Origin of the sequence: Agrobacterium sp. D14, from assembly GCF_001526505.1 — a bacterium.
Classification (GTDB): Bacteria; Pseudomonadota; Alphaproteobacteria; order Rhizobiales; family Rhizobiaceae; genus Agrobacterium; species Agrobacterium leguminum.
Genome location: NZ_ASXX01000017.1, coordinates 70709 through 90251 on the forward strand (window position 1 = coordinate 70709; position 19543 = coordinate 90251).

A 19543-nucleotide genomic window follows, 5' to 3' on the forward strand; every position below is an offset into this window, starting at 1 on the left:
CCGGCGCGTGGATCGTGGAGGGAAGACGTTTTGACTATGCCCTCGGACAGGAGTAATCTGGCGGGATATCCTTTGGAGCCTCAGCCATGCGTCCTGGAGTGCTCATACTTGGCCTGATCATGGCCCTTATTCCGACTTTGGCGGATGCCCACAATTGCAAATGCCGAAATCGCGGCGTCATGTTCCAGCTCGGCCAGACATCCTGCCTGAAGGTCGATGGCGGCTCTTATCTCGCGCGCTGCGAGATGAAGCTCAACGTTTCGTCCTGGACCAAGCTTCAGGACGGTTGCCCCATAACGGAAAGGGTGCAGCAGCAGACAACACGCGTTAATTGATAACGTCGTCAGATGGCAGACCAAGCTCCACATCCCGGCCACCCTACAGCCGTCAACTTCTGCCGTTAACCTATAGTCCTGAGCCCAAAGAGCTGCGCGATGACGCAAGCGCGCGCCGCTTGTTTCTTCTCCCCGACGGGGAGAAGAAATACGCCGCGCACAATCTTACAGCTTCACCCAGCCGCCATTCTTCTTGCCGGACTCAACGCAGGCCGTTACGAAAGCGACACCTTTAACCCCGTCATCCACGGTCGGGTAAATCACCGCCTTGTCGAGCGCCGAGTCGGTGCGGCAGGCCTCGATGGCATGCGCCGCCTCGGTATAGATGGTGGCGAAGGCTTCGAGATAACCTTCCGGGTGGCCGGATGGAATGCGGGTGACGCGTGCTGCGGCAGCCCCTGCCCCGGCGCCGCCGCGGGTGATCAACTGCTTGGGTTCGCCAAGCTTCGTGAGCCAGAGATAGTTCGGGTCCGCCTGCGTCCACTCGATGCCGGCCTTGTCGCCATAAACACGCACCTTCAGCCCGTTTTCGTGACCGACCGCAACCTGGCTGCACCAGAGCAGCCCCTTGGCCGCCTGCTTGCCGCCCTTTTGCTTGAAGCGCAGCATCACATGCGCATTGTCGTCCAGCCGGCGGCCTTCGACAAAGGTGTGCACATCCGCCGCCAGCTCATCCGCTTCCAGACCGGAAATGAAGCAACCGAGATTATAGGCATGGGTGCCGATATCGCCGGTGGAGCCGCCGACGCCCGATTGCGCCGGATCGGTACGCCAGACAGCCTGTTTCGCACCGGTCTGTTCCACCGCTTCCGTCAGCCAGTCCTGCGGATATTCCATCTGCACCAGACGGATATTGCCGAGTTCACCGGCCTCCACCAGTTCCCGCGCATGCCGCACCATGGGATAGCCGGTATAATTATGCGTCAGGATGAACAGCGCATCGGCCTTGTCGGCCACCTGCTTCAGCTTCTTGGCGTCTTCCAGATTGGAGGTCAGCGGCTTGTCGCAGATGACATGGATGCCGCGTTCCAGAAACGCCTTGGCGGCCGGATAATGCACATGGTTGGGCGTGACGATCGCCACCGCCTCTATGCCATCCTCGCGCAGCGCTTCCTTTTCGGCCATCTCCTCGAACGAACCGTAGCAACGCTCGGGATCGAGCCCCAGCTCACGACCGGAGGCGAGGGATTTTTCCGGCGTCGAGGACAGGGCCCCCGCCACGAGATCGAAGCGATTGTCGAGCCGCGCGGCCATGCGGTGAACGCCGCCGATAAATGCACCCGAACCGCCACCCACCATGCCAAGGCGAATCCGCCTGTTCGCCTTGTCGGTTGTCTTTCCTTCAATAGCCATAATATCTCCCCTGAAATGCTCTCAAAGCCCAAGCATACGGCGGTTGGCCGCATCGTCCGTGCCGCTCGATGCGAAATCGTCAAAGGCTTTTTCCGTGACGCGGATGATATGCGCCTTGACGAATTCGGCTCCTTCCCGAGCGCCGTCTTCAGGGTGCTTCAGCGCGCATTCCCATTCGACCACGGCCCAGCCATCGAAATCATTGGCCGCCATCTTGGAGAAAACCGCACCGAAATCCACCTGCCCGTCGCCCAGCGAACGGAACCGGCCCGCGCGGTTGACCCAGCCCTGATAACCGCCATAAACGCCCTGCCGTCCGGTCGGGTTGAACTCCGCATCCTTGACGTGGAACATCTTGATGCGGTCCTTGTAGATGTCGATATTGTCGAGATAATCCAGGCATTGCAGAATGTAATGCGAGGGATCGTAGAGCATGTTGGCGCGCTTGTGGTTCTTCACGCGCTCCAGGAACATCTCGAAGGTCACGCCATCATGCAGGTCTTCGCCCGGATGGATTTCGTAGCAGACATCCACACCCTGCTCATCGGCGTAATCGAGGATCGGCGTCCAGCGTTTCGCCAGTTCGTCGAAGGCCGTTTCCACCAGACCGGCCGGGCGCTGCGGCCACGGGTAGACGAAGGGCCAGGCAAGCGCACCGGAGAAGGTCGCATGCGCCTTGATGCCGAGATTTTTCGACGCCTTCAGCGCCAGCTTCACCTGCTCCACCGCCCATTGCTGACGCGCCTTGGGGTTGCCGCGCACTTCCGGTGCGGCAAAACCGTCAAAGGCCTCGTCATAGGCGGGATGAACGGCGACGAGCTGGCCCTGCAGATGGGTGGAAAGCTCGGTCACTTCCACGCCGTTCTGGCGTGCGACACCGGCGAACTCGTCGCAATAATCTTTCGATTCCGCTGCTTTTTTGAGATCGATCAGCTGCCCGGCCCAGGTCGGCACCTGCACACCGAGGTAGCCTTTTTCCGCCGCCCATTTGGTAATGCCGTCCCAGCTGTTGAAGGGTGCGGCATCGCCGGCAAACTGGCCGAGAAAAAGACCCGGCCCCTTGATCGTTCTCATAAAAATCTCCTCCTGCATCGATACAGTTTCGCGGTAATCCGCTTTTTTCCCAAGCGCCAAGCTAACCGCTCGTGATTTTCAAACAAGCCCCAAAAGCGGAGAGACGAGAGAATTTCCGCATTTCGCTGAAAATGCGGAAGGCGCTTAAAGCGCCAGTCCGCTCGCCCTGTCGAAGACGTGCACACGCTCATGGTGCACGGTGGCGACAAAGGGAGTGTTGACCTTGACCGGCTGCTCGCCATCCACCACCGCCGTCACATGATCGCCCGCCAGTTCGAAGATCACATGGGTCTGTGCGCCCGTCGGCTCCACCAGCAGCGTCCGGCCGGAGAGCGACACATCGCCGCCGATGGCCGAGCCGATATGTTCCGGCCTCAAGCCAATCGTCACCGGCTGGCCACGTTTGACCTTTCGGGAGGCGGCAATGCGGATCGCGGTTCCGTCCTTCAGCCGGGCCGCCGGCTGGTCTCCCTCGCCATCGACCACGCATTCGATGAGATTCATGGCCGGCGAGCCGATGAAGGCGGCGACGAAGAGATTGGCGGGCGTCTTGTAGAGCTCGAGCGGCGTGCCCTGCTGTTCGATGCGACCGTGATTGAGCACCACGACCCGGTCCGCCAGCGTCATCGCCTCGATCTGATCATGGGTGACATAGATGGAGGTAGTGCCGACTTTCTGATGAAGCGCCTTGATTTCGCTGCGCATCTGCACGCGAAGCTTGGCGTCCAGGTTGGACAGCGGCTCATCGAACAGGAAGACGGCCGGATTGCGCACCACCGCGCGCCCCATGGCGACGCGCTGGCGCTGGCCGCCGGAGAGCTGCGAAGGCTTGCGGTCGAGAAGCTTGCCGAGATCGAGCATGCGAGCGGCTTCCGCCACGCGCTCCTCGATGATGTTTTTCGGCTGGCCGGCGAGCTTCAGGTTGAAGCCCATGTTTTCAGCCACCGTCATATGCGGATAAAGCGCATAGGACTGGAACACCATGGCGATGTTGCGCTCACGCGGGGTCATACCGTTGACCACCTTGTCGCCGATGAGGATATCCCCATCGGTGATTTCCTCCAGCCCGGCGATCATACGCAGCAGGGTGGACTTGCCGCAGCCGGAAGGGCCGACCAGCGCGATGAATTCGCCATCCGTAATATCGAGCGAGATGCCGTGAATGACATCGAGTGCGGCATAGGACTTGCGGATATCCCTAAGTTCGACGGAAGCCATGTTTTGCTCCTTTCAAGTCACGATTTGACGGCACCGGCCGTCAGGCCCGCGATGATGTGTTTCTGTGCAAGGAAGAAGACGATGACGGTCGGCAGGATCGTCAGCGTGATGAAGGCGAGCACCAGCTGCCATTCCGTGCCAAATTCGCCGCGATAGACCATGATGCCAAGCGGCCAGGGATATTTCGATTCCGAGTTCAGCATGATCAGCGGCAGGATATAGCTGTTCCAACTGCCGACGAAGGAGACGATGCCGACGGTCGCCACGATCGGCCGCGATAGCGGCATGGAAATGTGCCAGAAGAACCGCAGATAGCCGCAGCCATCCACGAAGGCGGCCTGAAACAGCTCCTCCGGCAGATTGCGGAAATAATTGCGGAACAGGAGAATGCTCATGCCCAGCCCGAAGGCCACCTGCGGCAACACCACACCCCAATAGGTATCGAGGAGGCCCAGATCGCGAATACGGATGAACAGCGGCAGGATGGCGGTGGCCGCCGGGAACATCAGCCCCAGCAGAAAATAATTCAGCAGGAAGGACGAGCCGAAGAACTTCACATGCGCGAAGGTGAAGGCGGCCATGGCCGAGACGGTCAGCGTCAGGAACACCGTCAACAGCGCGATGACAAGCGAATTGAAGATTTGCAGCCAGTAACGTTTGCCGAAGAGGATATCGCCATAATTGGCCCATTGCCATTCGGCCGGAATGCCGAACGGGTTGACGCGCAGGTCTCCCAGCGTCTTGAAGCCGCCAAGCGCGGTGGTGAGCAACGGGATGAGCACGATGGCCGCAATCAGGCTCAGCGATATATAAAGATAAAGCTTGGTTTGCAGCGGCATGCGGACGGAGGTGGATGTGTCAGTCATGGCGCATGAAAATCCTTTTGTAACCGAAGGCGAGCGTCACGCAGATGACGAAGAGAACGACACCGACCGCGCTGCCGAGCCCCACCTGCATGCGCATGACGCCATAGGTGTAGAGAAAGGTGACCATGGTCTGCGTGGAGTTGGACGGCCCGCCACCGGTGAGCGGCATGATCATGTCGAAGAGCTGCAATGAGCCGATCACCGCGAAGAAGACGGAGAGGCGAACGGTGGAGCCGAGCATCGGCAGCGTGACATAACGGAATTTCTGCCAGCCGGAAGCGCCGTCGATTTCGGCTGCTTCCAGCACATTCTTGTCGACGGATTGAAGTCCGGCGATGAACAGCATCATATGGAAACCGAAATATTTCCAGACGATGACGCCGAGCACGGCATAGATCGCCACATCCTTGTCGGCCAGCACGTAAGGATTGGCGAAGCCGAAGAAATTGGAGATGGCGGCAAACAGGCCGTAATCGCCGTCATAAACGAAACGCCAGATCAGGCCGGCTGCGACATCTGCCAGCACATAGGGCAGGAAGAAAACCAGCCGGAAGGCAACGACGCCGGGAATGCGGTGCGCCAGCATCATCGCAAGCCAGATCGCCAGCGGGATCTGGATCAGAACCGAGATCAGGATGATGAGGCCGTTATTGAGCAGGGCCTGCGAGAAGGCGGCATTGCCGAACAGGACCTGAAAATTCCTGAGGCCGACGAAATCGGTCGGCGTGCCATAGCCGTTCCAGCGGTAAAGGCTGTACCATGCCGCCTCGCCCATGGGCAGGATGACGAACAGGGTAAAGAGCAGCAGGGCGGGCGGCAGGAAGACCAGAAGGGTCAGCGCCCGGTCATGCGCGACCGAACTTTGCTTGCGCTTTGTCTTCGCCGCGCCGCGCGCCGGTATCGACGCAGAAGTCATGGAAATATCCGTCATCTCTATCCGCTTTCATTGAGGCAGATATTGCGGCGCCGCGTCCCGCGCGGCGCCGTCATGGAACAGAAATCAGCGAAGCTCGAAAGCATCCTGAATTTGCTTGGCGCCCTCTTCGGCCGTCATCTGGCCGGAAACGATCTCGACGGAGACGTCGTTGACGACGCGGCCGACGGCGGCACCCAGCGTCTGGTCGAAGAAGTTCTGGTGCCAGGTGGAGCCGGCAAGCTGCTTGGCCGAATCCGCCAGCAGCGGGTTCTTCACCGCGCCGTCCGCCCCGCTCGCAACCGGCAGAATCATGCCGGCAGCCGCCATCTTTTCTTCGCTCTCCTTGCTGGTCAGGAAGGTGGCGAAATCGATTGCTTCCTTGGACGCGTTTTTCGTGACCGCCCAGCCGTTCAGGCCGCCGAGCGTATCGGTGGCCTTGCCCGCGCCGCCTTCGACGACGGGGAAGGCGAAGCGGCCGATATTGTCTGCGGCCAGCCCCTTGCCGTCACCGGCATTCTTGCGCTGGTTGGCTTCCGTATTGTCGAAACCGAGAATAATCGCCGCCTTGCCGTCGCCGAAGACGCCAAGCGCCTGTGGCCAAGTGGAGCCGAGATAACCGGGCTGGAAGGGTTCGAGCTTGCCGAACTCCGCCAGCTGTTCACCCGCCTTGATGATCGCCGGATCCATAAAACCTTCGCCCTCGCCTTTGCGAGCGGCATCGAACACGGCCTGCCCGCCATTGCGCATGACGAGATAGCTCCAGTAGAAATGGATCGGCCATTTCTCACCGCCGCCGCCGGCAATCGGGACGATTCCCGCTTCCTTGATCTTCTTGACCGTGGCGCTGAAATCGTCCCAGCTCTTGATGTCTTCCGCCTTCACGCCGGCCTTGGCAAACAGCTCCTTGTTGTAAAAGAAGCTGACGAGGCTGACCTTGTAGGGCACGGCCCAGACCTTGCCATCGAAAGACAGGCCGTCGATTGCGGATGCATTATAGGCCTGACGCAGCTTGCCGCCATCGGCGTCGAAAACCTCGGTCAGATCCTTCAGCGCGCCGGTCTTGGACTGCTCCTCCAGAACGCCGCCACCCCAGCTATAGAAGAAATCCGGCACGTCGTTGGATTGCAGCAGCGTCGGCAATTTTGCCTTGAAAGCCTCGTTTTCGAGGAACTGCAGCTGAATATCGACATCGGGGTGCTTGGCTTCGTATTCCTTGGCGATCTCCTCCCAGACAGCCACGGATTTCGGGTCTAATTCCACATGCATCCATTTAACGACGGTCGCCGCCGAGGCGCTGGCCGCGCCGAACATCAGGGCTATGCTTGTCGTTGCGGCAAAGGCAATCCGCCTGCCGCTCAGGCTTGCGCCTGCGTGCCAATAGGTCATGTTCGTGATCCTCCCTGGGGTTCCTCACCATTTATTCCCCAATGCGGATTAATTCACCCCACACCCTGCCCAATGTCAAGGCGGGTTGCTGATTTTTTACCCTAATGGCTTGACACACCCCTCCCGGCAGACGTTATTTAATCCGCAATCCGATATAAATTCGTTTTAGATCGAACCCGATCGCAGCAGGACCCCATGAAGACCGCAGACCCCGAATTAATGCGCGCGATCAACAGGCTGAGCGTGCTGGACAGCATCCGCCGCCATGGGCCGATCTCGCGGGTGGAAATCAGCGAAAGAACGCAGCTCTCCACCACCACCGTTTCGGCGATCACCGCCTCTCTGCTCGATGACGGGCTTATCCTCACGCGCCATATCGGCGATATCCGCACCGAAGGCGCCCGTGGCAGGCCGCGCGTGATGCTGGAGCTGAACCCGGATGCCGCCCGCGTGGTGGGCGCCAAGATCGCCGCAAGCCGCATGGTCTTCGTCGTCACCGATTTCTGCGGCAACGTGCTTTCAACGCTTGCACTGCCGATCCGTGTCGACCGTCAGCCGATTGGCGTCATCGCCGATCTGGTGGAAGACGGTGTGCGGCGCTGCGTCGTCGATGCCGGGCTGTCGCTGGAAGATGTGGACATGGTCTGCCTCGGCCTGCCCGGCGTTATCGAACATCGCACCGGGAAAATTCGCAGCAGCCCGATTTTGCGGGAAGTGAACGTCAATTTCGCCGAGGAAATGACGGCGCGGCTGAATTCGCCGACCATCATCGAAAGCGACGCCCACGCCATCACGCTCGCCCATCACTGGTTCGGCCATGCCCGCGATCTGGAAGACATGGTGCTGATTTCGCTCGAACAGACGCTCGGGCTTGGCGTTCTGCACCAGAACCAGCTGTTTCGCGGCGCTGGCGGTCTCAGCCACAATCTCGGCGATCTCGTCATCGGCCTTGCCAATGAAGGCACGGTGCGGCTGGCGAGCCAGGCGGGCGAAAACGCCATTCTGGGCTCCCGCCCGGCGGATGGGCGCTTTGCCGAGGCGATCCGGCTCGGCCGTGGCATGCAGCATGCCCATGCATTGATTGCGGCGGAAGACCACGATCTCATCGCGGCGGCTTTGCGCGCCGGCGCAGCGCTCGGCCTGACGCTTGCCAATATCGTCACGCTGTTTGCGCCGCCGCGGGTCATCATTACCGGCTCCAGCCTCGAGCTCGGAGAACCCTTCATCGCCAGTATTCGTGACAGCTACAATGCCGCCGTGCCGCCTTCGCTGGCCGGCGTCGCCGAGCTGGTTTTCGACATTGCGAGCGACGAATTATGGGCGCAGGGGGCTGCGGCCGTTGCGCTTTACGAGCTTTACGAATCGCCATGGAACACCACGGGACCAGCACTCTGACCAGCAAGGTTGAGCACGGGCTTCGGCATTTCTGATTTACGGGAGGAAATCACATGAACAGGGTCGGTATCGGCATCATCGGCTGCGGCAACATCTCCAGCGCCTATCTCAAGGCCATGGCGTCGTTTCCCATTCTCGACATTCGCGGTCTTGCGGATATGAACGAGGAGGCCGCGAAGGCCCGCGCCGATGAATTCGGCCTCCAGGCAACCAGCATCGACGCGCTTCTCTCCGATCCTTCCGTGGAGATCATCGTCAACCTGACCATTCCCAAGGCCCATGTGGAAGTTGGCCTGCGCGCGCTGGACGCGGGCAAACATGCCTATTCCGAAAAACCGCTCGGCATCAATTTCACTGAGGGCAAACGCCTTGCGGATGCGGCAAAGGCAAAAGGCCTTCGCATCGGCTCGGCCCCGGATACCTTTCTTGGCGGCGGGCACCAGACCGCACGCCGGCTGATCGATGAGGGCGTGTTGGGCCAGCCGGTCGGCGGAACGGCCACCTTCATGTGCCCCGGCCATGAGCGCTGGCACCCCAACCCGGCCTTTTATTACGAGGTTGGCGGTGGGCCGATGCTGGATATGGGGCCCTATTACATCACCGATCTCGTCAACCTGTTCGGCCCGGTCGCCAAGGTGGCAGGCTTTGCCATCGCGCCGCGCAATCAGCGCCTCATTACCAGCGAACCGAAGAACGGCGAAAAAATTCCCGTTCATGTCGCCACACATGTCTCCGGCGTGCTGGCTTTTGAGAACGGCGCTGTGGTGCAGGTGGGCATGAGCTTCGATGTGGCGGGCCACAAACATGTGCCGCTGGAACTCTATGGCACTGAAGGCACGCTGATCGTGCCCGATCCCAACCATTTCGGCGGCGAGGTGCAATTGCTGAAGAAGGGCGGCCAGTTCGAGCCGCAGGCCCTGTCATCCCCCTATGCGGACGGCAATTACCGTTCGATAGGCGTAGCGGATATGGCCCATGCCATCCGCGAGAACCGCCCGCATCGCGCCAATGGCGATCTTGCCTTGCATGTGCTGGAAGTCATGGAAGCCTTCCAGACCGCATCGGACACCGGCACCGCCGTTTCCATCACCACCAAGGCGGAGCGCCCTGCCCCGCTCGAAACATCGCTGGTCGACGGCCAGCTCGGCAAATAATCCGGAGGAGAAAATAAATGCGCGAAGCACTCATTGTCTGGGGCGGCTGGAGCGGCCACGAACCGCAGGAATGCGCCACCATCGTCAAGGACATGCTGGAGGAGGACGGCTTCAAGGTCTATGTAGAGCACAGCACGGAGGCCTTCGCCGATCCTTCGGTGCATGATCTGAGCCTCGTGGTGCCGATTGTCACCATGTCGAAGATCGAGAAGGAAGAGATCAAGAACCTGACGGCCGCCGTGGAAAACGGCGTCGGCATTGCCGGTTTCCACGGTGGCGCGGGCGATAGCTTCCGCGAATGCGTCGAATATCAGTTCATGATCGGCGGCCAGTGGGTTGCCCATCCCGGCAATATCATCGACTACCACGTCAACATCATTCGCCCCGACGATCCGCTGATGGAGGGGATTTCCGATTTCCCCTATACGTCGGAGCAATATTACATGCATGTCGACCCCTCCAACGAGGTGCTGGCGACGACGAAATTCACCGGTGACCATGCCTGGTGGATCGACGGCGTGGTGATGCCGGTTGTCTGGAAACGCAAATACGGCAAGGGCCGCGTCTTCTATTCGGCGCTCGGCCATCAGGCCAAGGAGTTCTCCGTACCGCAGATGAAAACCATGTTCCGCCGCGGCGCCAACTGGGCGGCGCGGTGAGGCTATGGGAGGAGGCGGCCAAGTACTCTCTCCGTCATGCCGGACTTGATTCGGCATCCAGCAGCCGCGCGTCTGCGCGGCGTCAGGAGTCTTTCACGATCAAGGACTTGATCGCGCTGGACCCCGGATCAAATCCGGGGTGACGGAGAATGGCTGTGTGAACCGCCCTCTCCTCAACCCCGAACGATCTCTTCCGCCGCCATCGCCACGCTGAGAACATGATCGTCCGTGCCGTGCAGGCCGGAAAGCAGCAGGCCGACCGGCATGCCCGCATCGCCCGTTCCACAGGGGATCGAAACACCGCAGAGATCGAAAAAATTGCCGATCTGGGTGTTGCGCAGGGTTTTCGCATTCATGGCGAAAAAGGCATCGTCACTCTCGAGAAGCGGCGCGACCTTGGCCGCGACATGCGGCAATGTCGGCGACACCAGCAGCTCTTGCCTGCCAATCATGCCGGAAAACGCCGCCGTCATGCGTTCGCGCGCCTCGATGATGGCTATATAGTCCGGCATGGAAATATTCGCGCCGAGCCCTGCTCTGGCCACCACGCGCGGGTCCATGCGGGCGGCGTCGGCACCTTCCAGCCGGGTCTTGTGCAGGGCGAAGGCCTCCGCCGTCACCAGCGCACCCTTTTCCTTGATAAGATCGAACAGTTCCGAAAAAATCGGGAATGCCTGCCGCCGCACCGAGGCGCCGGCACGGACGAGACGTTCCACCGCCTGCTCGAAAGCAGCTGCGACGCCATCCTCGATGCCATCGAAAAAGACCGTTTCCGGCACCACCAGCGACAGGCCGGAAAGAGGCGCGCGCGTGAGATCGGCAGCCGCCTTGCCGCGCATGGCGGCATCCACCCAGACGGCGTCCTTCACGGTGTGCGTGAGCGGTCCGAGCGAATCGAGGCTCTTCGCCAAGGGATAAACGCCGCGCATCGAATAACGGCCACGGCTTGCCTTGTAACCCACCACGCCGTTGAAGGCGGCGGGAATACGCACCGATCCGCCGGTATCTGTGCCGATCGCCACCGGCACCAGACCGGCAGCCACGGCGACGCCCGCACCCGACGAAGAGCCGCCCGGCAGACGGTGACCATCCGTAGAAGCAGGATTGCGTGGCGTACCGTAATGCGGATTGATGCCGAGACCGGAAAACGCGAACTCGCTCATATTGGTCCGGCCGATGCAGATCATGCCCGCCTGTTTCAGCGCCGTCACCACATCCGCGTCGCGCGATGCAGGCTTATCGTTCGCAAGCACCGTCGATCCGGCCGTGGTTGCCATGCCTTCAAGGTCAAAGAGGTCCTTCCAGGCCACCGGAATACCATCGAGCACACCACAGGAACGGCCCTCACCAATGCGTTTTGCCGCGGCTTCCGCCTCCGACATCGCCCGCGCTGCCGTCAACTCGACAAAAATCGCCTGATCGTCCTCTCCGCCGATCGCATCCAGCGTCTCTTCCGCCAGGGCACGCGGATCGAGATGGCCGCTCTGGAGGAGAACGGAAAGCTGCGCGATGTTTTTGCCTTTATGAGCCATGATATCCTCCCTGAAAGCGGCATGTTGCGCACAACATGCCGTTTATCGGCCAGTTGGCAAGGCCAATCGCCGCGCTATCGATGACAGACACACCGGGTCGGGAAACATGGCGGAGATCGCAGAATTTTGGAGCTTATCCTTGACGATTCATTTCTAACCTCCGATTTTTTCAACCTGAGGTGCAGGAACGCCATCTCTTATATAAGCTACGACTATAAAAAGACGGATTAATTCTTAATCGCATCTAAACTTTGTTGAATTATTTAGCAGACAGCATTGAAATGCATGCCCTATAAAATTCCATAAAACAATTATAACGCGACATCGCGGGGGACTATCGCGAATGGAAGAGACTGCCTATCGCGGGACAGATAGACAGGTTGAACCGGGCCACACGCTTCGCTCGCCAACGCAGCCGGAAACAGGCCGGTTTTCGCGGCGGCGTTCGCTCGCCAGCAAAATAACCCTGATATTCCTCGGCGGCGTGATCTTTTCCTACAGCATCGGCGCACTTGTCGGCTGGTATATGTTCGTCGCCGCCGCCAGCGAGCAATGGCTCAACCAGGCGCGCGTCAATTCGCAGATCGCCAGCGCCACGCTTCGCAGCATCTATACCTATGTCAGCGTCACCGCCGATGCCGACGGGCAGGTCAACGGCATATTGACCGACAAGCCCATCGGCGACGACGAATCCATTCTCGTCACCGGCTTCAACCCCAGCGACGTTCTCGCGCTTATCGGCGCACAGACCAAGAATGCCGTCTGGCTTTTCCGTTATGACGAGGCAGATTCCGGCTTCCGGCAGATCGCGGCGGCTTTCGACAACGCCACCGACGACGATGAAAAGCCGCTCGCCACCGATCCCATCTTTTCCCGGGATGCGGTCGCCGCGCGTTTTTCCACCGGTTTTGCGACCATCGGCGAATCCAGCCACTATATCGGCCTGCTGCCGATCATCAGCACGGAAACGAAGAAACCCATCGGTGCGGTCGCCGTCAGCATCGGCGGCTCGGACGCGCTTTATGGCGCGCAGCGCAAGCTCATTTATAATTCGCTCGCCGCGCTGATCGTGGTCTTGACCGTCACCGGCGTGCTGGTGACCGTCATCGCCCGGCATTTCCTGAAACCGGTCCCGGCGCTGGTGCAGGCAACGCTTCGGATCGCCCGCGAGGAAACGGATGTCGCCACGCCGTTTCAGGAGCGGCGGGACGAGATCGGCGACATGGCCACCGCTATCGAGACGTTGCGCGAAGCGGTTCTGGAACGCGGACGCCTGCGGCAGATTCGCGATATGGCGCAGCAGCTGGAGCATATGGCCCATCACGATGCGCTGACCGGACTTCCAAACCGCGTGCTGCTGATGAAGACACTGGAAAACCGTCTCGAACAGCTTGCCGTGTCAGGCCAGCCGTTCAATGTCATGCTGCTCGATCTAGACCGCTTCAAGGCCGTCAATGATACACTCGGACACGCCGCCGGCGATGCCTTGCTGGTGGCCGTGGCCTCACGGATTTCCGCCGTTCTGGGTGAAAACGACATGGTGAGCCGTCTCGGCGGCGACGAATTCGCGATCATACAATCGGCAAACGGCGACTGCGAAAGCGATGCGGCGATGCTGGCCGCGCGGGTGGTGCATGCCGTCTCGCGCAGTTTCAGTCTCGAAGGCAGCGATATCAGCATCGATACCAGCATCGGCATCGCCTGCGCGCCGGGCCACGGCACATCCGCAACGCAGCTTCTGCAACATGCCGATCTCGGCCTTTACCGGGCGAAATCCATGGGCTGCGGCTATTTCGTCTTTTATGAGCCCGGCATGGACATGGCGGCGCAGCACAAGCATGCGCTGGAAATAGACATGAAATCCGCGCTCGAAAACCAGGAATTCGAGCTGCACTACCAGCCGGTTGTCAATCTGCAAAGCGGTCGCATCGTCGCTTATGAAGCGCTGGCCCGCTGGCGGCACAGCAAGCTTGGCCTCATCGCACCGGACCGCTTCATCGCGCTTGCCGAAGAAAACAACTTCATCAAGCCGTTGGGCGAGTGGGTTCTGGCGCAGGCCTGCAGGGATGCGATGACATGGCCGAAGGATATCAGGCTCGCCGTCAATCTATCCGCCGTTCAGCTCAGCAATGACGATATAGTCCCGATTGTGGACCGGGCGCTTGAAACATCCGGCTTCCCGGCGGAACGGCTTGAACTGGAAGTGACGGAAACGGTCATGCTGGAGCGCGATAACAGCGCCCGAGCCCTGAAACTGCTGAAGGAAAGGGGCGTTCGCCTCGCGCTTGACGACTTCGGCACCGGCTATGCGGGCCTCAGCACGCTCACCCATGTCGCCTTCGACAAGATCAAGATCGACCGGGAATTCGTTTCCGGCCTGCCGTCCAATCCCATGTGTTCCGCCATCGTCAACACCGTCATCGACATGGCAGAACAGATCGGCCTGAAGGTCACCGCTGAGGGCGTTGAAAACAGGGAGCAGGTCGAAGCGCTCAAGCTTTCCGGCTGCGACGAAGCGCAGGGCTATTATTTTGCCGAGCCCGCGCCGCTTGCCCGCATTCTCAAGAACCGCGCCGTCATCGCTCCGATTGGGAAGGATGAATTCGGCGATATCGGTCGACCGACACAGGAAACCTATTGCCCGCCACAAAAAGCCATTTGAGAAACCGGCCGCCGGCCCAGAGGACATAAAATGCGTCTTTCAGTATTTTGCCTTTTCCTCACATGCCTTGCTCCCATCACGCCTCTCCAGGCTGCCGGCGAAGGCGATACGCTTCAACAGATCGCCAAAACCGCAAAGATCCGCATCGGCTATCGCGAAGCCGAACCGCCCTTTTCCTATCAATTGCCGAATGGGGAGGTCACCGGTTTCTCGACCGATCTTTGTCGGGCGATCAGCGAAGATATTCGCAGGAAACTGAAGCTCGACAGGATCGAACTCGAATATGTCAAGGCGACGCCCGCGACCCGCTTCATCCTTGTCCGCGGCGGCCAGATCGACATTGAATGCGCGGCCACGACCAACAATAGCGAACGCCGCAAGATCGTGGATTTCTCCTATCCCAACTTCATGACCGCAACGCAGTTTCTCTCCCGCAAGCAGGACAATCTGAAAAGCCTTGCCGATCTCGCCGGGCGGTCCGTCACATCCGCTTCCGGCACCGTCAATATCGAGCAGCTCAACGCCGTCAACCGGGCGAAGAACCTCAATATCTCGGTGATGCCGACGAAAACCAATGAGGAGGCCTTCGAACTCGTGGTCTCCGGCAAGGCCTCCGCCTTTGTCATGGATGGCATATTGCTCGCGGCGCTGGCGGCAACATCAGAGAATCCGGACCTCTATGCGCTTTCTGAGGAAACGCTGAGCGCCCCCGAACCCTATGGCCTGGTTTTCCGGCGCAACGACCCCGGTTTCAAGGCGGCGGTCAATGAAAGCCTTCGGCATATTTTCACCGGGCCGGTCATTCATGGCCTTTATGAAAAGTGGTTCACCAAGCCCATCCCCCCAAACGGCATGAACCTGAACCTGCCGATGGCCGCCTCTCTGAAACAGGCATACGAACATCCGAGCGAATACCAGGACTGAGAGCGCAAGGCGTCCACCCGTATCGATTTTCATGAAAATGTTTTGACGGATTATTTTGGCTGGAGATGCGCGATGCAGAGATCGACATTATGGCTTATGCTCGTTTTTTCAAGTCTTCTTCCCGCCCAGGCGGTGAGCGAGGATGCCCAACCGCCGACACTTGAAACCATTGCCAGAACCGGCACCATCAAGCTCGGTTATGCCGATCGCAATATTCCCTTTTCTTATCTCGGCACCGGGCCGGAACCTATCGGCTACAGCATCGAGCTATGCCTGAGAGTGGCGGATTCCATCAAGAAAAAGCTCGGCCTGCCGGAACTGAAGGTCGAGTTCGTCAAGCGCACGCCCAGCAACCGCATCATGCTTCTCAACGACGGCACGATGGACATGGAATGCGTGGCGAGCACGAATACCGAGGAGCGGCGCAAGGCCGTGTGGTTCTCCTACAGCCACTTCATCACCGGCACCCGTTATGTGGCGCTGAAATCGAGCGGCCTGAACACCGTCGCCGATCTCGCCGGGCGAACGGTGGTGGTGACGACGGGAACCATCAACATCACCCAACTCAACGTGCTCAATCGCAAACTGGGGTTGAACGTCGCTGTTCTGCAAAATGACAGCACCGAGGGCAGTTTCGACATGGTGACGGAAAACCGCGCCTCGGCCTTCGTCATGGACGATATACTTCTGCGATCCTTCGTTGCCGAGACCGGCAAGCCGGAAGACTACGTCATCTCCGATGAATATCTCGCTCCGCCGCAGCCCTATGGCCTGATGCTCCGCCACGGCGATACCGGCTTCCGCGACGCCGTCAACGAGGCGCTCGGCCAAATCTATGAGAGCGGCGAAATCGAGAAAATCTACGACAAATGGTTCAACGCGCCGATCCCGCCTAACGGCATCAACCTGAAGCGCCCGCTGCCCGGCGATCTGGCCGAGGCATTTCGAAAACCCGTCGATACGACGGCGGAATAAAAACGCCGCCCGGTGGCGGGCGGCGTTTTTCGACACGTATCTTACGCGGCGCGCAGATCGGCACCCAGAGGAATCTCGACATCGATCTCCAGAATGGAGACATGCTCGTCGCGATCCATCTTCACATGCACCCGATCATTGTCGATCTGCACATGTTTGGCGATGACACCGAGAATTTCTTCCCTGAGGATGGCGACCAGATCGGAGCCGGAGGATGCCCTTTCGTGGGCGAGCAGCACCTGCAGGCGTTCGCGCGCAAGCGGTGCCGACTTCTGTTTGCGGAAAAGACTGAAGATGCTCATGCAGCCCTCCTTGCGAAGATCTTGGAGAAGATGCCACGCTTCTCGCCCGGAATGACCACCGGAATATCCTCGCCGGACAGGCGGCGGGCGGCGTCGAAATAGGCCATGGCCGGCGCGCAGCGGGCATCCGCCAGCGTAACAGGCGCACCGACGTTCGAGGCCCGCAGCACATCCGTGCTTTCCGGAATGATGCCGAGCAGCGGAATGGAAAGGATTTCCAGAACGTCGTCGACCTTCAGCATGTCGCCACGCTCGGCGCGGGAAGCGTCGTAACGCGTCAGAAGCAGATGCTTCTCCATGCGCTCGCCGCGTTCCGCCTTCAGCGTCTTGGAATCCAGCAGACCGATGATGCGGTCGCTGTCGCGCACCGAGGAGACTTCCGGATTGGTCACGACGACGGCCACATCCGCATGGCGCATGGCCAGCGTCGCGCCGCGTTCGATACCGGCGGGGCTGTCGCAGATCACCCAGTCGAAGTGCTTCTTCAGCTCGTTGATGACCCATTCGACACCTTCCGGCGTCAGATTGTCCTTGTCGCGCGTCTGCGAGGCAGGCAGCAGGAACAGCGTCTCGAGGCGCTTGTCGCGGATCAGCGCCTGCGTCAGCTTGGCATCGCCCTGGATGACGTTGACGAGATCGTAAACCACGCGGCGTTCAGCACCCATGACGAGATCGAGGTTGCGCAGGCCGACATCGAAATCGACGACCACGACCTTCTCCTTGTTCTGCGCCAGTGCGGCGCCAAGCGCTGCGGTCGAGGTGGTCTTTCCCACCCCGCCCTTGCCGGAAGTTACAACGACTACCTTCCCCATATGGCTCTCCTGTTCCTGTGTTGTTTCTCTGTTATCAGCCAAGCTTTGCGGCCTTGATCGTATCGTTTTCCAGCCAGAGCTGAACGGGCTGGCCGCGCAGCTTGTCGTCAATGTCCTCGGCCACCTTGTAGACGCCGTCGATGGCCAGAAGCTCCGCTTCGAGCTTGCGGCAGAAGATGCGCGCCGAAACATTGCCTAGCGAACCGGCCATGGCGCGACCGCGCAGGGCGCCGTAAATATGCACCGAACCGCCGGCGATGATTTCCGCCCCCGAGGCGACCGAACCGATGACGGTCACGTCGCCCTCGGGAAACATGATCGACTGGCCGGAGCGAACCGGCTCGTTGATGACCAGCGACGGCACCACGGCCCTGACCTCACCGGCAGCGCGCGGCTTTTCCTCCGGCAGTTCGGCGGCGATGGCGACCGGCTCAACCTCGACATCGGAAGCGGGCTTTCCGCCCTTCAGCGACGGCGGCATGCCCGGCTCGATCATCGAGGGGCGAACGCCCTCTATACCCATGATGCCGACATTGCGCTCCGTCAGCGCCGCCAGCAGCTCCTTCAGCCCCGCCTTGTCGAGCGACAGCTCCGACACATCCAGAACCACCGGACGCGACAGGAAGAAGCCCGCCGAACGGGCGGCGAGATCATCGAGCCTTTCCAGCCATTGATCGACCGGAGATTCGGGGGACAGGACGACTGCGAGGAAGGAGCGGCCTTTGATACGGATCGAACGCTGGTCTGTTAGCACTTTGGTCATCTTGGTAAACAAATCGTTGACAATTAGGTACCTCGAATATGGTTAACAAATGGTTAACGCCGCCCCTGAAGCGGCGGATTCGTTAAGAAAATTCCGCCCCGAAAAACTTCATGCGAAACATTCAAAAACTATCATTACCTTTTGATTTAACGCGTTTCCGGCGCTTGCAAAAACTCACGATAGCAGCTCATCCTTGCTGCAACCTGACGCCCGGCATCGCGAGATGGGCACGCCTTCTCCCCTACCCTAACCCGGCGAGTCGCGGAACACGCGAACGTCCGATTCCGGGACAATATCCGCCTTCGGCCAGATGACCGCATTATGCCTTCAAGGTGGAAAAGCGATTCCGTTATGTCCGCCGATGCTGTAGAGACAGGCGGTCCCGACAGCTTCAACGGAAGAATGAGATGCACAGCAAAGTCCCGCCGCAGAACCAGATATTTTCGCAAGACTATGCGGCCTTCCTGTTCGACATGGATGGAACGTTGCTCAACTCGATTGCGGTGGTGGAGCGGGTCTGGCGCGAATGGGCCGTGGACAACGGCATAGAGCCGAACGCTTTCCTGCAGCGCATCCATGGCATGCGTGCGTCGGAAGTGGTGCGCCGCGAAGCCGTTCCCGGTCTCGATGTCGCGGAACAGGCGGCGATGCTGCTGCAGAAAGAAATGGACGATGTCGACGGAATCCTCCAGATTCCCGAGGCTGCGGCATTTCTCGAAAAATTGCCGGCCGGCAAATGGGCCATCGTGACCTCCGCCGCCCGCGCGCTCGCCGAACGCCGGCTGGCGGCCGCAGGCCTCACCCCGCCTCCGGTGATGATCTGCGCCGAGGACGTGGTGAACGGCAAGCCTGATCCGGAAGGATATAAAAAGGCAGCGGAAAAGCTCGGCGTCGCGCCCGAAAACTGCGTCGTCTTCGAGGACGCCCCCGCCGGCATTCAGGCTGGGGAAAGCATGGGCGCAACCGTGGTCGTCATCAACGCCACCCACTCCCATCTCATCGAAACGCCGCATCTTTCCATTGGCGGATATGGTGAGCTGGATGTTGTCATCGGCGAGAACGGCGCTCTCAGGCTCGCGGGTGGCAGGGGCTGAAAAGCCGATCTTTCTATCGGCTAACAAGCCACCCCACCCGACGTCATCCTCGGGCCTGTCCCGAGGATCTAACCACCTATCGTAAAACTGACCGGTAGCAGATGCTCGGGACAAGCAACCGTG

At 60.0% G+C, this 19543-nt stretch carries 18 protein-coding genes; 8 read left to right on the forward strand and 10 right to left on the reverse strand.

Going from position 1 to position 19543, the window contains the following annotated elements:
* Positions 1 to 86: 86 nt before the first annotated feature.
* On the forward strand, positions 87 to 335 hold the full coding sequence (locus L901_RS13045; protein ID WP_059757328.1) for a hypothetical protein: 249 nt from the start codon (positions 87 to 89) through the stop codon (positions 333 to 335).
* A gap of 165 nt (positions 336 to 500) precedes the next feature.
* On the opposite strand, the gene L901_RS13050 is transcribed toward L901_RS13045, so the two are convergent.
* The 6 genes from L901_RS13050 to L901_RS13075 all read right to left on the reverse strand — a co-directional run bounded on the left by L901_RS13050 (position 501) and on the right by L901_RS13075 (position 7148).
* Positions 501 to 1688 carry a Gfo/Idh/MocA family protein gene (locus L901_RS13050; RefSeq protein ID WP_059757332.1) on the reverse strand — a complete coding sequence of 396 codons (1188 nt, stop codon included), beginning with the start codon at positions 1686 to 1688 and terminating at the stop codon, positions 501 to 503.
* A 21-nt stretch (positions 1689 to 1709) separates the two neighbouring features.
* Positions 1710 to 2762 carry a sugar phosphate isomerase/epimerase gene (locus L901_RS13055; RefSeq protein WP_059757362.1) on the reverse strand — a complete coding sequence of 351 codons (1053 nt, stop codon included), beginning with the start codon at positions 2760 to 2762 and terminating at the stop codon, positions 1710 to 1712.
* Positions 2763 to 2906: 144 nt separating this feature from the next.
* Positions 2907 to 3980: an ABC transporter ATP-binding protein gene (locus L901_RS13060; RefSeq protein ID WP_059757335.1), complete on the reverse strand. Its 1074-nt coding sequence runs from the start codon at positions 3978 to 3980 to the stop codon at positions 2907 to 2909.
* 17 nt (positions 3981 to 3997) lie between these two features.
* Positions 3998 to 4846, reverse strand: a complete 849-nt coding sequence (locus L901_RS13065; protein ID WP_020809465.1) for a carbohydrate ABC transporter permease — start codon at positions 4844 to 4846, stop codon at positions 3998 to 4000.
* A complete protein-coding gene (locus L901_RS13070) occupies positions 4839 to 5777 on the reverse strand; it encodes a carbohydrate ABC transporter permease (RefSeq protein WP_059757338.1) in 939 nt (312 codons plus the stop codon). The genes L901_RS13065 and L901_RS13070 overlap by 8 nt, the downstream gene beginning before the upstream one ends.
* A gap of 69 nt (positions 5778 to 5846) precedes the next feature.
* Entirely contained in the window at positions 5847 to 7148 is a 1302-nt protein-coding gene (locus tag L901_RS13075; RefSeq protein ID WP_059757341.1) for an ABC transporter substrate-binding protein, read from the reverse strand.
* Positions 7149 to 7343: 195 nt separating this feature from the next.
* On the opposite strand from L901_RS13075, the gene L901_RS13080 reads away from it, so the two are divergent.
* Genes L901_RS13080 through L901_RS13090 form a run of 3 tightly spaced genes read left to right on the forward strand, consistent with a single transcriptional unit; the run spans position 7344 to position 10356 of the window.
* Positions 7344 to 8543, forward strand: coding sequence for an ROK family transcriptional regulator (locus L901_RS13080; RefSeq protein WP_020809468.1), 1200 nt, complete (start codon positions 7344 to 7346; stop codon positions 8541 to 8543).
* A 53-nt stretch (positions 8544 to 8596) separates the two neighbouring features.
* Positions 8597 to 9697, forward strand: coding sequence for a Gfo/Idh/MocA family protein (locus tag L901_RS13085; protein WP_059757344.1), 1101 nt, complete (start codon positions 8597 to 8599; stop codon positions 9695 to 9697).
* Between the two features lie 17 nt (positions 9698 to 9714).
* Positions 9715 to 10356 carry a ThuA domain-containing protein gene (locus L901_RS13090; RefSeq protein ID WP_059757346.1) on the forward strand — a complete coding sequence of 214 codons (642 nt, stop codon included), beginning with the start codon at positions 9715 to 9717 and terminating at the stop codon, positions 10354 to 10356.
* A 173-nt stretch (positions 10357 to 10529) separates the two neighbouring features.
* Here L901_RS13090 and L901_RS13095 read toward each other — a convergent pair whose 3' ends face one another.
* Positions 10530 to 11888: an amidase gene (locus L901_RS13095; protein ID WP_059757348.1), complete on the reverse strand. Its 1359-nt coding sequence runs from the start codon at positions 11886 to 11888 to the stop codon at positions 10530 to 10532.
* A 343-nt stretch (positions 11889 to 12231) separates the two neighbouring features.
* Here L901_RS13095 and L901_RS13100 point away from each other — a divergent pair, with 343 nt between their 5' ends.
* The 3 genes from L901_RS13100 to L901_RS13110 all read left to right on the forward strand — a co-directional run bounded on the left by L901_RS13100 (position 12232) and on the right by L901_RS13110 (position 16449).
* The gene (locus tag L901_RS13100; RefSeq protein WP_059757350.1) at positions 12232 to 14550 is read left to right on the forward strand and encodes an EAL domain-containing protein; all 2319 of its coding nucleotides are present in this window, start codon (positions 12232 to 12234) and stop codon (positions 14548 to 14550) included.
* Between the two features lie 30 nt (positions 14551 to 14580).
* The gene (locus tag L901_RS13105; RefSeq protein WP_020809472.1) at positions 14581 to 15474 is read left to right on the forward strand and encodes an amino acid ABC transporter substrate-binding protein; all 894 of its coding nucleotides are present in this window, start codon (positions 14581 to 14583) and stop codon (positions 15472 to 15474) included.
* 72 nt (positions 15475 to 15546) lie between these two features.
* On the forward strand, positions 15547 to 16449 hold the full coding sequence (locus tag L901_RS13110; protein ID WP_059757353.1) for an amino acid ABC transporter substrate-binding protein: 903 nt from the start codon (positions 15547 to 15549) through the stop codon (positions 16447 to 16449).
* 41 nt (positions 16450 to 16490) lie between these two features.
* Here the strand turns inward: L901_RS13110 and minE are convergent, their stop codons facing one another.
* From minE to minC, 3 genes are read right to left on the reverse strand one after another with little or no spacing between them, the layout of a single operon-like run.
* Positions 16491 to 16751, reverse strand: a complete 261-nt coding sequence (gene minE / locus L901_RS13115; protein ID WP_020809474.1) for a cell division topological specificity factor MinE — start codon at positions 16749 to 16751, stop codon at positions 16491 to 16493.
* Positions 16748 to 17563 carry a septum site-determining protein MinD gene (gene minD, locus L901_RS13120; protein ID WP_003506498.1) on the reverse strand — a complete coding sequence of 272 codons (816 nt, stop codon included), beginning with the start codon at positions 17561 to 17563 and terminating at the stop codon, positions 16748 to 16750. Before minD ends, minE begins: the two co-directional genes overlap by 4 nt.
* Before the next feature lie 34 nt (positions 17564 to 17597).
* On the reverse strand, positions 17598 to 18326 hold the full coding sequence (minC, locus tag L901_RS13125; RefSeq protein WP_003506496.1) for a septum site-determining protein MinC: 729 nt from the start codon (positions 18324 to 18326) through the stop codon (positions 17598 to 17600).
* Between the two features lie 407 nt (positions 18327 to 18733).
* Here minC and L901_RS13130 point away from each other — a divergent pair, with 407 nt between their 5' ends.
* Complete coding sequence (locus L901_RS13130; protein WP_059757355.1) at positions 18734 to 19420, forward strand: HAD family hydrolase; 687 nt, start codon at positions 18734 to 18736, stop codon at positions 19418 to 19420.
* The last annotated feature ends 123 nt before the right edge of the window (positions 19421 to 19543 follow it).